The following is a 12,750-nucleotide window of genomic DNA, read 5'->3' as shown; positions in this document are numbered from 1 at the left end:
TTTATAAATTCTTGGTAATTTTATTCAGAGATACTACAAGTGAAGAGCAAATTCCTGCTTTTTTCGCCATTTTTCACTATAATGGATGGAAATAAACAGATTATAAGAAAAAATCTAGTAGAAGAACATAGAGGGCATTCGCATGAAAATAAAAACATTATTATCACATAAAGAGCTTTTTCCCTATTTATTGAAAGGGCGTTACGGGATTGAGCGAGAAGCACAGCGGGTACGATTAGACGGAACCTTTGCTGGAACGAATCATCCTGAAAAGCTAGGTAATCGTCGCTTCCATCCCTATATCCAAACGGATTTTGCGGAAAATCAACTGGAACTGATCACGCCGGTCGCGGATTCAGTGGATGAATTGTTCCGTTTCTTAGGGGCCATCCACGATGTGGCATATCGTTCAATGGCAGCAGAAGAAATGCTCTGGCCTTTGAGCATGCCACCAGCTTTACCAGAAAAAGAAGAAGACATCGTCATTGCAAAATTAGACCAATTTGAAGATGTGCTCTACCGCCGCTATTTGGCCAAAACGTATGGTCGCCGTAAGCAAATGGTCAGTGGGATACATTTCAATTTTGAATTTGCGGAAGACTTTTTGCAGCAACTGTATGCTTTATCTGAAACGAATGAAAGCTATCAAGCCTTTAAAACGGCGCTTTATTTGAAAGTAACTCGCAATTATTTGCATTATCGCTGGTTTTTGACGTATTTCTTTGGGGCGACCCCTGCTTCAGAAGCCAATTATTTTACGACAGAAAACGGACCGCAAGAACCAGTCCGCAGTATTCGCAATAGCCGTTATGGCTACACGAATCACGAAGACGTCAAGGTATCTTATGCTTCGTTAGAGACCTATCTTGCAGATATTGCCAAATTAGTGGAGACAGGAAAGCTTTCAGAAGAAAAAGAATTTTATGCGCCAGTGCGTTTACGTGGGGGAAAACGGGTCGCAGATCTAGCCTCAGCTGGTATCCGTTATATTGAGTTAAGAAATATCGATATCGATCCCTTTGCCCGCTATGGCATTTCCAAAGAGCAAGTCGCGTTCTTACATTTCTTCTTATTGTTTTTAAGTACAAAAGAAGAAGGCAACGATGCCGATGCGTGGATCGAAGAAGGCAATCAGAAAAATGATCAGGTGGCATTAGAGCATCCCTTAGCACCATTAACGTATCAGCAAGAAGCGCAAGCACTGATTGCTGAAATGATGGACTTTGCCCAAGCCCTTGAGCTGCCGCATCCGCCATTTTTGGATCAGCTTTCTGAGATGCTGGCTGAACCAGAAAGAACCTTCGCTGGACGTCTTTTCTCAGCGAGTCAAGCAACCAGCCAAGCGCAGACAGCAACATTGCTGGGACAAAAGTATCATCATGCTGCTTGGGAAAAACCGTATCAATTGGCTGGTTTTCGAGCAATGGAATTGTCGACCCAGATTCTCTTGTTCGATGCGATCCAAAAAGGTATCGAAGTGACGGTACTGGATGAAACGGATCAGTTCTTGAAATTAGCCGTGAAAGACCACGTTGAATATGTTAAAAATGCCAATATGACCAGTAAGGATCAGTACATCGTCCCATTGATCATGGCGAATAAAACGGTCACCAAAAAAATCTTAGCCGAAAATGGCTTTCATGTACCAGGTGGTGCTGAATTCGCTTCGGCAGAAGAAGCGATCGCGTTTTATCCGCAGATCGCCCACAGCGGGTTTGTGGTAAAACCGAAAACCACCAATTATGGGATCGGTATCTCGATTTTCAAAGAAGGCGCCTCTTTAGCGGATTATCAAGCGGCGGTCGCCATTGCCTTTGCGGAAGATGATTCGATCCTCGTTGAGACCTTTTTATCAGGGACGGAATATCGGTTCTTCGTGATCGATGGGCGAGTTGATGCGATTTTATTACGTATCCCAGCCAATGTCGTGGGTGACGGCAAGCGCACGATCACGGAACTCGTCGCAGAGAAAAATCTCGATCCATTGCGCGGCACCCATCATCGGACCCCATTAGAGTTGATTCAATTAGGGGAACTGGAACAACTGATGTTAAAAGAGCAAGGGTATCAAGTTGATTCAGTGCCAGAAGAGGGGCAGATCGTTTATTTGCGAGAAAACTCGAATATCAGTACTGGCGGTGATTCTATCGATGTAACGGATGACTTCAACGATGACTACAAACAAGTAGCAGTCGATGCGGTAGCCGCATTACAAGCATCTATCAGTGGAATCGATCTGATTATTCCAGATAAAACCAAGCCAGCCAATGAACCGGGGGCTTATGGGATCATTGAAGCCAATTTCAACCCGGCGATGCATATGCACGTTTATCCATACAGCGGGAAAGGCCGACGCTTAACTATGTCTGTTTTACGCCTGTTGTTCCCTGAAGTCTTCGAAAGCTGATGGAAACTTAGAGAGCAAAGAACTGCACACTTTGGAAGGTGATTCCCTTCGAAAGTGTGCAGTCTTTTTTATTAGGATTCAAAAGCAGCGATCTCAATCGTTTGTTTTGTTTCTTCCACCTTGAGACCTGTTCGGGCTTCCCACCATTGTTTCATTTCTTTTTCATACGTGGTAGGAAAACGTTGGATCAAGGTCAATAACGGTACGCCTTGAATTGAGGCATAGGGAAAGTTTAAAACGAGATTGTACTTCAGTTCCGACAGGAGGCTATAATATTGAAACATCATAAAGTTCATTTCATTCTGATCCTCCAGTAGGAGTACTTTCGGAGCGCGATCCAGCATAAAACCTAAGCTGCGCATCATGAACAATACGCCATCCAGATGGCTCGATTCGATCGTAGGGGCCGTTTTCAACAAATCGATATGCAAATCCAAAGCATCAAGCAGTTCTTTCTTTAATGAAAGGTAGGGCGGTGTTGATTGTTCCATGATAGTTCCTCCTTTTAATGGAAAAGACGTTTCCAAAATGACGTTTTCTCTGGTTGTTCGTGCTCTTTATCCGATTGCGTAGTAGTTGCAGGGTATTTTTGTTCGATATCGATGACGTCTTGATTGACGGCTTCTTTCCCGGCAATCAGCAAGCCGATACTGTCTGGACCGGCATCTTGGGCATCGGAGACGATCCGAAATTCCATCTGTTGTTTGGTCAGTAAAGTGATGTAATCGGTCTGGATCGATTCTGGCAATTTTCCGTTGAGCAGCACGAGCGCTCCTTGATAATCTGGTAAGGCGTTCAAGAGCGTTTTCTGGTTGTCCTTCTTCTTCATTTCTGTTACTGTCATACTAAGATAACACCGTTCACGAAACGTGCCTAAATACTTGCGCTGTTCATCTGGGTTGACGCGAGGCGTCCCATACATTCCTGTATCAAGGCGTTTTTCTAATTCGTCTGACATTGAAGTATCCTCCTCAAAGCGTTTACTTATGCTTATTATAGCATATCCAGCAAATAGCAAAAGTGGGGTGCGATCGTGAGAGAGTTTTGATAGAAAGTAGGGATCCTATGACAACAAAAGAACGACATTTGCTATTATTAGCAGAAAATCAGCAGTTGGAGACACCGAGGCTGCTCTTGCGCCCCGTTTCCTTGGCGGATGCAGCGGACATGTTTGCCTATGCAAATGATGAAGAAACGACGACCTTCGTCTTTGCTAGACATGGGTCGGTTGACGAAACAAAACTGCGCATCGCCGAGTATTTTGTTGCTGCACCCTTAGGAAAATATGCGATCGAAGAAAAAGACTCAGGCAAAATGATCGGGACCATCGATTTGCGAGTAGAATCAGAAAAAGAGATCGCTGAGCTCGGTTATACATTAAGTCGCGATTATTGGGGACAAGGGATCATGCCAGAAGCGGCAATGGCACTGCTGCATTTTGGTTTTGAAACACTCGAATTGATTCGAATTTTTGCTCGACATGATGCCCGAAATCCCAAGTCTGGACGGGTCATGGAGAAAATTGGGATGAAATTGGAAGCAACGATCCCAGCTGCCCGCAAATCGGGTGAAGAAATCATCGATGAAGTCACGCGCGGCATCACCCTTGAGGAATGGAAAAAACGTATTATGTAAAGGAGGGCTCTCGTCTTGGAACTGAACATTGAGCCAGCAGCAATTGAAAAAATAACCCCTTATGTGCAGCCAGACGATCGTCTCTATTTGGATTTTGAAGACGGCGTCGGTCCGTTTCCCGCAACGGAGATCACCTGCCGTTTGGACATCCATTTTCGCCTGATCATCGTGCCGCAAAGCTATCCAGAAGAAGGATTGGCGATCTACGACACCCCTTTAACGACACCCTTAGGCACGATTTGGTTGAAGCAAGGGGCTCAGGTGTATTTAGAAGAACAGACTCGGATGCAGGTGGAGCCGACCTATCAACGGTTGCAATTGGTGGGAAATAGCGGGATCTTAGCTAATGATGTCCAATTGTTACGGATCGAAAAGCAGACGGCGGGCCGCTGATATGGGCACGCTGGCTGTTATTAGCGACTTGCACGTCGATATCAACCAATTATTCGACCCCCATCTGCAGCTGATCGCTGATTATTTGCAGCAAAATCAGGTGACCCATCTGCATCTGGCAGGAGATGTGGCGAATAAAAAGCAACGGCTATTAGACGTGGTCGCATTTTTTCAAAGTCGACAGGTGCCAACAACCTTTCACTGGGGCAATCATGAAATGGTGGACTTGACGGAACAAGAGATCGAGGCTTTCGATGATCCCGCCTTTCTTAATTTTCAGACGTATCGCTTATCAGAAAAAACACTGCTGTTGGGAATCAATGGCTGGTATGACTACCAATATTCTGATTTGACCAGTGAAGCTGAGATCTTGCGGCTGAAAAATCTGTTTTGGTATGACCGCATGATTCAACGAAAGGGATCGGATAAGGAGATCAGCCAAGCCATCAATGAGCGTTTAGCGGAAACATTGGCCCATTTGCCGCAAGACCAAGAAATTCTTCTTTCTACCCATTTTGTGCCTCAAGAAGCGTTTATTGTGCGGCAGACCGGCAAGTACGCCCGCTGGAACCACCTAAATGCGTTTTTGGGGTCGCCTGATTTTGGCGCAGTGATCGATCAGTACGCCAATGTGCGGGCAGTTGTCTTTGGGCATACCCATCGACGCTTTGAGAAAAAAGAGCTTGCGGGAACCAGCTACTATTGCCGTCCCTTCGGCTACTATTATGAATGGCAGTTGACCCGACGCTTCGTTTTGGAAAACCACTTAGCAGAAGCATATTCGCCAACGAAAGTTCGGACGCTGCTGCGAAACCATCATGAGGCATTTGAGGACTATAAAACGGCGCATCTTGTAGAGGAATTGGCGCAAGCGATCACGCTGCTGCCGTATTAGCGCAGCAACCGAGTCCTGCTTGGTTTCGTAATTGAATTCCTACGCAATTTAAAACAAAAAAGAAACACACAAAGGAGAAAAATCATGACATTTGAAGAAATCTTACCAGAATTAAAAGCCGGCAAAAAAATCATTCGCGAAGGTTGGGGCGGCTTTGAACTTTATGTGACATTCGTTGAAGGTGAAGTCTACGACAATGCACCAGTCACCCCTTACTTTTTGATCAAAACAGCGGATGAGGGATTCTCGAGTTTCGCACCGACTGTTTGCGACATTCTTGCGGAAGATTGGAAAATCGTGGAATGACGGCAGCGTGGATCGATGACAAAACGATTGTGTTTGTCACAGGTGCTGCTTCAGGCATCGGCAAAGCGCAAGCAGAGGCGTTTCTTGCAGAAGGCGCCCAAGTATTTGGGGTTGACTGCCAATCGTTTCCTGATACGCTTTTAGCCCAACCCCGCTTTTTCGGCACGTGTTGTGACTTAGCGGTGAAAGAAAATTGTTTTGCAGCGGTCCAAGCTTGTGTGACGCACTTTGGCGGTATCACGGTCTTGTTAAATACAGCAGGAAAGCTTGACGACTATCATACGATCGCTGAGACGACCTCAATGGAGTGGGAGGAGATATTTCAAACCAATGTCTCCAGCATGTTTTATTTAACGAAAGAAATTTTGCCGCTGATGCAAGCCAATGGCGGCGGAACGATCATCAATATGGCATCGATCGCTGGAATGGTCGCAGGTGGGGGCGGGATCGCTTATACAACCGCAAAACACGCGATCGTCGGGTTTACCAAACAGTTGGCATTGGATGTTGCAGATCAAGGGATCTCGGTGAAGGGCATCGCGCCAGGTGCGATTCAAACGCCGATGAATGCGGCTGATTTTGCCGGTGACGGGAAAATGGCGCAATGGGTGGCAGAAGAGACGCCAGTCAAGCGTTGGGCGCAACCAGAAGAAGTTGCAGCACTGACCCTTTTTCTTGCCAGTCCGCAAGCTAGTTACTTGCAGGGGGCGATCGTGCCCATCGACGGTGGTTGGACCTTGAAATAATTAGCCTGAGCCCATTAGAGGAGGACGCCAATGAAGGAACAAGCAATCCAGAACTTGTTTGCAAAAAATCGTGAATGTCGACAACTGCTTACGATCATTGAAGCGTTGCAGCTGCCGGATTGCTGGCTCTGTGCCGGGTACCTGCGGAATTATTTATGGGGTTTTCTCAGCGGAAAAATAGCGGAGGTGCCGCTAACGGATATTGATGTCGTGTTTTATGATCCGACTGTAAGCGTAGAAGAAACAGCAGCGATCGAAGCGCAACTGCGTCGTTCGTTTCCTGAATTTCCTTGGGAGGTTCGAAATCAAGCGGTGATGCACCAGCACAATTTTGCCGAGGAGCCGCCTTATACAAGTACCTTCGATGCTTTAACGAAATTTCCAGAGCGTTGTACAGCGGTGGCGGCACGAATGAATCAAGGCAAGCTTGAATTGATGGCGCCTTTTGGTTGGCAGGATGTTTGCAGTATTCGGGTGCGGCCAACACCGCATTTCGCCCAAAATGAACAGTACCTTGCGGTTTACCGACAACGCCAAGCGATCAAGCAGTGGCAGAAAATTTTGCCGCAGTTGTCGATTGAAGAGATCGACAACTAAAAAAGAACACTCGCGTGATGCGGCGATTTCCAAAAGTTAGACGAAAAAGCTAACTGATGGGAATCGCTGCATATGACGCGAGTGTTTTTTTATTAACGCAAAGCCAATCGTTGCGCCAAGCGGTTTCTTAAAAAGATACCTAGATAAGCTGCGGCAACGGCTTTGATGATCCCGGGGATAATAAACAAAACAAAACCACCGTTAAAAGCAGCCGGCCACGCCATGTCCGTGCTCCATTTCAGCCATAATGTACCAAACAACAAAGTTGCCAGCGCACCGACAATATTGCCGATCACTGCTCCTGTGTAGCGAAACGCCGTTTTTTCTACGACCAATCCAGTAAGCAATCCGTTAAAGAGGAAGCCGACTAAATAGCCGCCAGTTGGTCCTAATAAAACACCGATACCGCTGGAAAAACCAGCGAAAACGGGCAAACCGATCAATCCTAACAGCAAGTAGATGATGATCGCCATCGTTCCTGTTCGCGTGCCAAGGAAAGTCACCGCCAGGCCGATCGCAAAGGTTTGTCCTGTCAATGGGATCAAACCTAACGGAATCGTCAATTGGGAAAGACCAGCAATAATGATCGCAAATAATGCGGCATGGATTTGTTCACGTAATGATAATTTCATCGAATCCTTCTCTCTCATAATAATTTCGTTAACCTGAAATCATTTTATTTGGTTAACGAAATTATAAACGGTGGTTTACCAAAAGTAAAGAAGAATCTTGTTTTTTTAGTGTCCTTTTTTTAATAGGACAAGTAAGTTCTTTGAGGAGAGGAAAGGGGCGATTTCTTCCAACTCATCTGTTGAGAAGGGCAGTGCTTGAACAAGCCGGCAGATCGTTGCTTCTGTCAGAAAAGGCAGCAGTTCTTCGATTTTATCATAAGATAAGCGCTCTGAAGCGACAACGTTTGGCTGTTCTAGGGCGGTCAGCAGGAGCTCATCCAGATACGGTGCAGGTAAAAAGGGCAGCAGTTCTTCAATCTCAGAAAAGTGAAAGTCAGGGGTTTCAAGCCAACCTTTGACTTCTCCCGCCAAAAAGTTGGGGGTTAAAAAGGGCGCCGCCTCTTCCCAAAAAGCCATGGAATAGTGGTTGCCTTTCAGGAGCTCTTCTACTTGGGGCTTTTTCAAAAACGGCAGGAGTTCTTCCAGTACCTCTTCTGGGATATTCTCGGCGCCATTTAACAGGTGTTGTAAGTCGGCGCTGGTCAAATGAGGTGCTAGTCTAGGCAATAAGTCTAGGTCTAAAGAAGTTTCTTGAAACGGCTCTTCTTGAATCAATGCCGACAATTCTTGCGGTTTGATCAGCGGAGCTAGTTCGGCGATTTCTTCTGGCTGTGCGGTTCCTGCTTGATAATGTTGAACCGCAGCTGCTGGCTTCCCTAACAGCTCATCGATGGATAGGTCTAAAATCGCTGCTAGCTGCGGCAATTTTTCAATGTCCGGCAGTGAGTTGCCCCGCTCCCAATTACTGACCGCCTGATAGCTGACGAGTAACTGGTCTGCCAAGTTGCTTTGGGTCAGATTTTTTTCTTTGCGTTTGGTAGCGATCTGCTGACCAATTTTTCTCATGTTGAATTCACTCATAAATGAATTCCCCCTTTCATGCTCTAAGTATAGTTTCTCAGAAGGTGGAAACGCAATCAAGCTGTGATTGAGCAGGCGAATGCCGACTCAATCACAGCTTGAGTTTACGAATGGATGAGCTGAAGGAGGTGTTCACCAAACGCTTGTGTCGTTAAACAGACTGCTTCGGGCATCAACTGTGCGAAGTCGGCAGTGACGTGCTGACTTTGCAAGGCTTGTTCAATGGCTTGCGTCAGTATCGCAGCAGCTTCCGGCCAGTTCAAATGTTCTAATAGCATGCACGCCGATAGCAACAGGGAACAAGGATTGGCTTTGCCAAGTCCTGCGATATCCGGTGCCGTTCCGTGGGTAGCTTCAAAGATGGCTGCCCCAGTAGCGTAGTTGATATTGGCGCCGGGGGCGATCCCGATGCCGCCGACTTGTGCAGCCAGTGCATCAGAAATGTAGTCGCCGTTCAAATTACAAGTGGCAATGACGTCGAATTTTTCTGGATACAAAAGGATCTGTTGTAAAAAGTTGTCGGCGATCACGTCGTTAACAACGATTTTCCCAGCCGCTTTTGCCGAAGCAAGGGCGGCTTCGGCTGCCTTTGAGCCGTTTTCTGCTTTGATTTTGTTGTATTGATTTATTGTAAAACACTGGGCGGCATACGTGGTCTCTGCAAGCTGATAGCCCCAGTTTTTAAAGCCGCCTTCTGTAAATTTCATGATATTGCCTTTATGCACTAGTGTCACCGTGGGACGCTTTTGAGTGATCGCATACTCAATGGCAGCAGCGATCAAGCGCTGACTGCCTTCTAAAGAGATCGGCTTGATGCCAATAGCGGCAGTTTTAGGAAAACGAATCGCCTTGACGGCAAAGTCTGCTTGCAGTGTCTGGATCAAACGCTGTGTTGCGTCGTCGTCTTTGGCAAATTCGATGCCAGCATAAACATCTTCAGTATTTTCTCGAAAGATCACCATATCGGTTTTTTCTGGCTGTTTTAAAGGCGAAGGGACTCCTGTAAAATAGCGAACAGGTCTGACACAGGCATAAAGATCTAGCGTTTGCCGCAAGGTGACATTCAAGGAGCGAAAGCCCTCGCCAATTGGGGTAGTCAACGGTCCTTTTAAGGCGTATTGCTGGGCCTTGATCGTATCGATGGTTGCTTGCGGCAGCCATTCCCCTGTCTGTTCAAAGGCGGCTTCTCCAGCTAAAACTTCTAGCCATTCGATGTGGCGCTGATTTTCATAGGCTTTATTTACAGCGGCATCAATCACAGGTTGCGCAGCCTGCCAAATCTCGGCACCGATGCCGTCTCCTGCAATGTAAGGAATGGTGATCGTCGTTGCTTGATGGGTTGTTTGGTTAGGCATGGGCAGCTCCTCCTAATTCCGCTTTTTTTCGAATGACCATTGGCAAAATTCCTTGATGCTTCCAATAGCGAATATCTGCAGGGGCATCAAAGCGCAGGCGGGTCATAAAGGAAACAGTCTTTCCGTCGGTCCGTTGCGCAGTGACTTCGATCAGCTGCTTGACCACTGGCTCTTCTGGCAAAGCGATCGAGAATGCTTCGCTGCCGTCCAAATCAAACGAGGCGGCACTTTCACCAGCCAGATATTCAAGAGGAATGATCCCCATCATGACCAAATTGCTGCGATGGATCCGTTCGAAGCTTTCTGCTAAAACGACTTTAACGCCTAACAATTGTGTTCCTTTGGCGGCCCAGTCGCGAGAAGAACCCATGCCATAATCTTTACCGGCTAAAATGATACAGCTTTGGCCGGCTTTTTGGTAATTCATAGCGGCGTCAAATATCGACAAGGTTTCCCCAGTTGGAAAATAATGCGTGACACTGCCAGTACTGCCAGGAACCAGCTGGTTTTGCAGACGGATGTTGCCGAAAGTTCCCCGCATCATAATCTGATGATTGCCGCGCCGCGAGCCAAAGGAGTTGAATTCACGATACGGAACCTCTTTTTCTTGTAAAAATTTTCCAGCTGCAGAATCCATACTGATGCTGCCAGCAGGAGAAATATGGTCAGTGGTGACCGAATCACCCAATTTTGCCAAGACTTTCAGATCGGCTAAGACATCTGGTTTAGGCAATTCTTTGGTCAATGTTTCAAAGTAGGGCGGATGAGCAATGTAAGTAGATTGTTCCTCCCATTCATAACATGCGCTCGTGGTGGTTTCGATCGCATTCCAGCGTTCATTGGCATCAAAAAGATGCTCATAGGCAGCGCGAAATGCTTCTGGTCCGACGTATTCTTGAACGTAAGCATTGACTTCTTCATTGCTAGGCCAAATATCAGACAAATACACCGGCTCGTCATTGACGATAGCTAATGGTTCTTTTGTCAGATCTTTGCGAATGCTGCCAGCAATCGCATAGGCAACTACTAACGGCGGTGAAGCCAAATAATTGGCTTTGATCTGTGGATGGATTCTTCCTTCAAAATTCCGATTGCCTGACAGAACCGATGCTACCAATAGATTTTCTGCCTCAATTGCTTCAGCGACCGGCGCTTCTAAAGGACCGGAATTTCCGATACAGGTAGTACAACCGTAGCCCACTAAATAAAAGCCGAGTTGCTCTAAATACGGCAATAAACCACTGTTTTGCAAATAGGTGGTCACGATCTGGGAGCCAGGTGCAAGGGAGGTTTTGACCGTACGCGGAACAGTCAGACCTTTTTCAACGGCCTTTTTGGCCAATAAGCCTGCAGAGAGCATGACGAAAGGATTGCTAGTATTCGTACAGCTAGTGATTGCCGCCAAAACGATATCGCCGGTCGCTAATTTGTCAGGTGCAGCATCTGGCCAAGCAACGGTGGCTTCTTTTTGCCATTCATCCTCCGAAAGACCAAAGCCCTTAGGACCAACGGCTGCCGTGACAGATTGCTCAAAATCATGATGGACCGCCGGAAGCAAAATCCGATCTTGCGGGCGTTTGGGGCCCGCTAATGCCGGCTGAACTTCTGCTAGATCAATGGTGATCGTCTTAGTATAGGTCGGCACGGTCGTTTCATCATAAAAGAAATGGTTGGCTTTGGCGTAAGCGGCAACGAGTTCGATCAGCTTGGTGGAGCGACCGGTCGTTGCTAAGTAGTTCAAGGTCTCTTGATCGATCGGACAAAAGCCGCAAGTCGCACCATATTCGGGAGCCATGTTTGCTAGCGTTGCTCGATCAGCTAAACTTAAATGACGATAGCCAGGACCGAAGTATTCGACAAATTTTCCAACCACTTTTTCGATTCGCAGCACTTCAGTTACTTTTAGTGCTAAATCGGTAGCGGTGGTACCTGCAGGCATCTCGTTGATAAACTTCACTCCAATGACTTCAGGTGTAGGGAAGAAAGAAGGCTCGCCAAGAATCGCAGCTTCCGCTTCAATACCGCCAACCCCCCAACCGAGAACCCCCAGACCATTGATCATCGTGGTGTGAGAATCGGTTCCTTGCAATGTATCAGGAAACAGCAGACGTTGATCTTCGTGTGTTTTTTGCAAGATCACATCAGACAATGATTCGATGTTGACTTGATGAATGATCCCTGTTTCAGGCGGAACGACTTCGAAATTGTCGAAAGAACCTTGCGCCCATTTCAAGAATTGATAGCGTTCTGCGTTGCGTTCAAATTCCCGCTCCGTATTAAAAGCGATCGCCCCAGGCTTACCAGCTTGATCGACTTGCACAGAGTGGTCGACGACGAGTGTGACGGGGATCTCAGGATTGATGTCTTCTGCGGCACCGCCTAAAGCGACCATCGCATCCCGCATGGCAGCCAAATCAACGACTGCCGGTACCCCAGTAAAGTCTTGCAAGACGACCCGCTCTGGTTTGAATGGCACGACGCCAGTAGGGCTTTCTGCCTGCCAATTCGCTAAAAATGGTAAATAATCCTCTGTAATTTCCTCGTCTTGATGACGAGCAACACTTTCCAATAAAACTCGAATGGAGTAGGGCAAGCGAGATAAATCAGCCCCTAAGTCTTGGGTGATTTTCGCTAAGTCAATATACGTGTATTGGGTGTCATTGACGGTTAATTGAGTTTGCCACTTCATAAGAATCCTCCTTTTACGAAGATAATCGTACTTATTAGGAATAATTATACGTTGATAATTTAAAAAATCAATTAAATTTATGAAAAATATTTCATTTTCTCGACATCATGCTATAATGTGTGAAAGTTTGTTAAA

13 protein-coding genes are annotated in these 12,750 nt (G+C 46.6%); 7 read left to right on the top strand and 6 right to left on the bottom strand.

Annotation, left to right across the window (positions count from 1 at the left end):
• Positions 1-142 precede the first annotated feature (142 nt).
• Entirely contained in the window at positions 143-2,407 is a 2,265-nt protein-coding gene (gene gshAB, locus IAE45_RS08890) for a bifunctional glutamate--cysteine ligase GshA/glutathione synthetase GshB (RefSeq protein ID WP_081118845.1), read from the top strand.
• A 71-nt stretch (positions 2,408-2,478) separates the two neighbouring features.
• Here the strand turns inward: gshAB and IAE45_RS08885 are convergent, their stop codons facing one another.
• A complete protein-coding gene (locus IAE45_RS08885; RefSeq protein WP_005232469.1) occupies positions 2,479-2,898 on the bottom strand; it encodes a hypothetical protein in 420 nt (139 codons plus the stop codon).
• 14 nt (positions 2,899-2,912) lie between these two features.
• On the bottom strand, positions 2,913-3,365 hold the full coding sequence (locus IAE45_RS08880) for a YueI family protein (RefSeq protein WP_142962365.1): 453 nt from the start codon (positions 3,363-3,365) through the stop codon (positions 2,913-2,915).
• A gap of 107 nt (positions 3,366-3,472) precedes the next feature.
• Between IAE45_RS08880 and IAE45_RS08875 the strand changes: the two genes are divergently transcribed.
• The 6 genes from IAE45_RS08875 to IAE45_RS08850 all read left to right on the top strand — a co-directional run bounded on the left by IAE45_RS08875 (position 3,473) and on the right by IAE45_RS08850 (position 6,979).
• Positions 3,473-4,042: a GNAT family N-acetyltransferase gene (locus tag IAE45_RS08875; protein WP_200125812.1), complete on the top strand. Its 570-nt coding sequence runs from the start codon at positions 3,473-3,475 to the stop codon at positions 4,040-4,042.
• A gap of 15 nt (positions 4,043-4,057) precedes the next feature.
• A complete protein-coding gene (locus IAE45_RS08870; protein ID WP_005227145.1) occupies positions 4,058-4,435 on the top strand; it encodes an iron-sulfur cluster biosynthesis family protein in 378 nt (125 codons plus the stop codon).
• Between the two features lies 1 nt (position 4,436).
• Positions 4,437-5,330, top strand: a complete 894-nt coding sequence (locus IAE45_RS08865) for a metallophosphoesterase (RefSeq protein WP_195265464.1) — start codon at positions 4,437-4,439, stop codon at positions 5,328-5,330.
• Positions 5,331-5,414: 84 nt separating this feature from the next.
• Positions 5,415-5,636, top strand: a complete 222-nt coding sequence (locus IAE45_RS08860; protein ID WP_005227147.1) for a DUF2829 domain-containing protein — start codon at positions 5,415-5,417, stop codon at positions 5,634-5,636.
• Positions 5,633-6,382: a 3-oxoacyl-ACP reductase gene (locus IAE45_RS08855; RefSeq protein WP_200125814.1), complete on the top strand. Its 750-nt coding sequence runs from the start codon at positions 5,633-5,635 to the stop codon at positions 6,380-6,382. Before IAE45_RS08860 ends, IAE45_RS08855 begins: the two co-directional genes overlap by 4 nt.
• Before the next feature lie 30 nt (positions 6,383-6,412).
• On the top strand, positions 6,413-6,979 hold the full coding sequence (locus tag IAE45_RS08850; RefSeq protein WP_200125816.1) for a nucleotidyltransferase family protein: 567 nt from the start codon (positions 6,413-6,415) through the stop codon (positions 6,977-6,979).
• Positions 6,980-7,071: 92 nt separating this feature from the next.
• On the opposite strand, the gene IAE45_RS08845 is transcribed toward IAE45_RS08850, so the two are convergent.
• The 4 genes from IAE45_RS08845 to acnA all read right to left on the bottom strand — a co-directional run bounded on the left by IAE45_RS08845 (position 7,072) and on the right by acnA (position 12,615).
• Complete coding sequence (locus IAE45_RS08845; protein WP_200125817.1) at positions 7,072-7,611, bottom strand: biotin transporter BioY; 540 nt, start codon at positions 7,609-7,611, stop codon at positions 7,072-7,074.
• Positions 7,612-7,716: 105 nt separating this feature from the next.
• Complete coding sequence (locus IAE45_RS08840; RefSeq protein WP_200125819.1) at positions 7,717-8,571, bottom strand: helix-turn-helix domain-containing protein; 855 nt, start codon at positions 8,569-8,571, stop codon at positions 7,717-7,719.
• A gap of 104 nt (positions 8,572-8,675) precedes the next feature.
• Entirely contained in the window at positions 8,676-9,926 is a 1,251-nt protein-coding gene (gene icd, locus IAE45_RS08835) for an NADP-dependent isocitrate dehydrogenase (protein WP_200125821.1), read from the bottom strand.
• Positions 9,919-12,615, bottom strand: coding sequence for an aconitate hydratase AcnA (gene acnA, locus IAE45_RS08830; protein WP_200125823.1), 2,697 nt, complete (start codon positions 12,613-12,615; stop codon positions 9,919-9,921). Before acnA ends, icd begins: the two co-directional genes overlap by 8 nt.
• Positions 12,616-12,750: the final 135 nt, after the last annotated feature.

Source organism: Enterococcus sp. S53, assembly GCF_016516865.1.
Lineage (GTDB): Bacteria > Bacillota > Bacilli > Lactobacillales > Enterococcaceae > Enterococcus_D > Enterococcus_D innesii.
Note: the sequence above shows the minus strand (reverse complement) of the source record. Positions and strands in the feature narration are given on the sequence as shown.

Excerpts from the sequence above, each read along its gene's own strand:
- acnA (WP_200125823.1), bottom strand. The coding sequence starts at position 12,615 with ATGAAGTGGCAAACTCAATTAACCGTCAATGACACCCAATACACGTAT.
- IAE45_RS08845 (WP_200125817.1), bottom strand. The coding sequence starts at position 7,611 with ATGAAATTATCATTACGTGAACAAATCCATGCCGCATTATTTGCGATC.
- IAE45_RS08855 (WP_200125814.1), top strand. The coding sequence starts at position 5,633 with ATGACGGCAGCGTGGATCGATGACAAAACGATTGTGTTTGTCACAGGT.
- IAE45_RS08850 (WP_200125816.1), top strand. The coding sequence starts at position 6,413 with ATGAAGGAACAAGCAATCCAGAACTTGTTTGCAAAAAATCGTGAATGT.
- IAE45_RS08875 (WP_200125812.1), top strand. The coding sequence starts at position 3,473 with ATGACAACAAAAGAACGACATTTGCTATTATTAGCAGAAAATCAGCAG.
- gshAB (WP_081118845.1), top strand. The coding sequence starts at position 143 with ATGAAAATAAAAACATTATTATCACATAAAGAGCTTTTTCCCTATTTA.
- IAE45_RS08880 (WP_142962365.1), bottom strand. The coding sequence starts at position 3,365 with ATGTCAGACGAATTAGAAAAACGCCTTGATACAGGAATGTATGGGACG.
- IAE45_RS08885 (WP_005232469.1), bottom strand. The coding sequence starts at position 2,898 with ATGGAACAATCAACACCGCCCTACCTTTCATTAAAGAAAGAACTGCTT.
- icd (WP_200125821.1), bottom strand. The coding sequence starts at position 9,926 with ATGCCTAACCAAACAACCCATCAAGCAACGACGATCACCATTCCTTAC.
- IAE45_RS08865 (WP_195265464.1), top strand. The coding sequence starts at position 4,437 with ATGGGCACGCTGGCTGTTATTAGCGACTTGCACGTCGATATCAACCAA.
- IAE45_RS08860 (WP_005227147.1), top strand. The coding sequence starts at position 5,415 with ATGACATTTGAAGAAATCTTACCAGAATTAAAAGCCGGCAAAAAAATC.
- IAE45_RS08840 (WP_200125819.1), bottom strand. The coding sequence starts at position 8,571 with ATGAGTGAATTCAACATGAGAAAAATTGGTCAGCAGATCGCTACCAAA.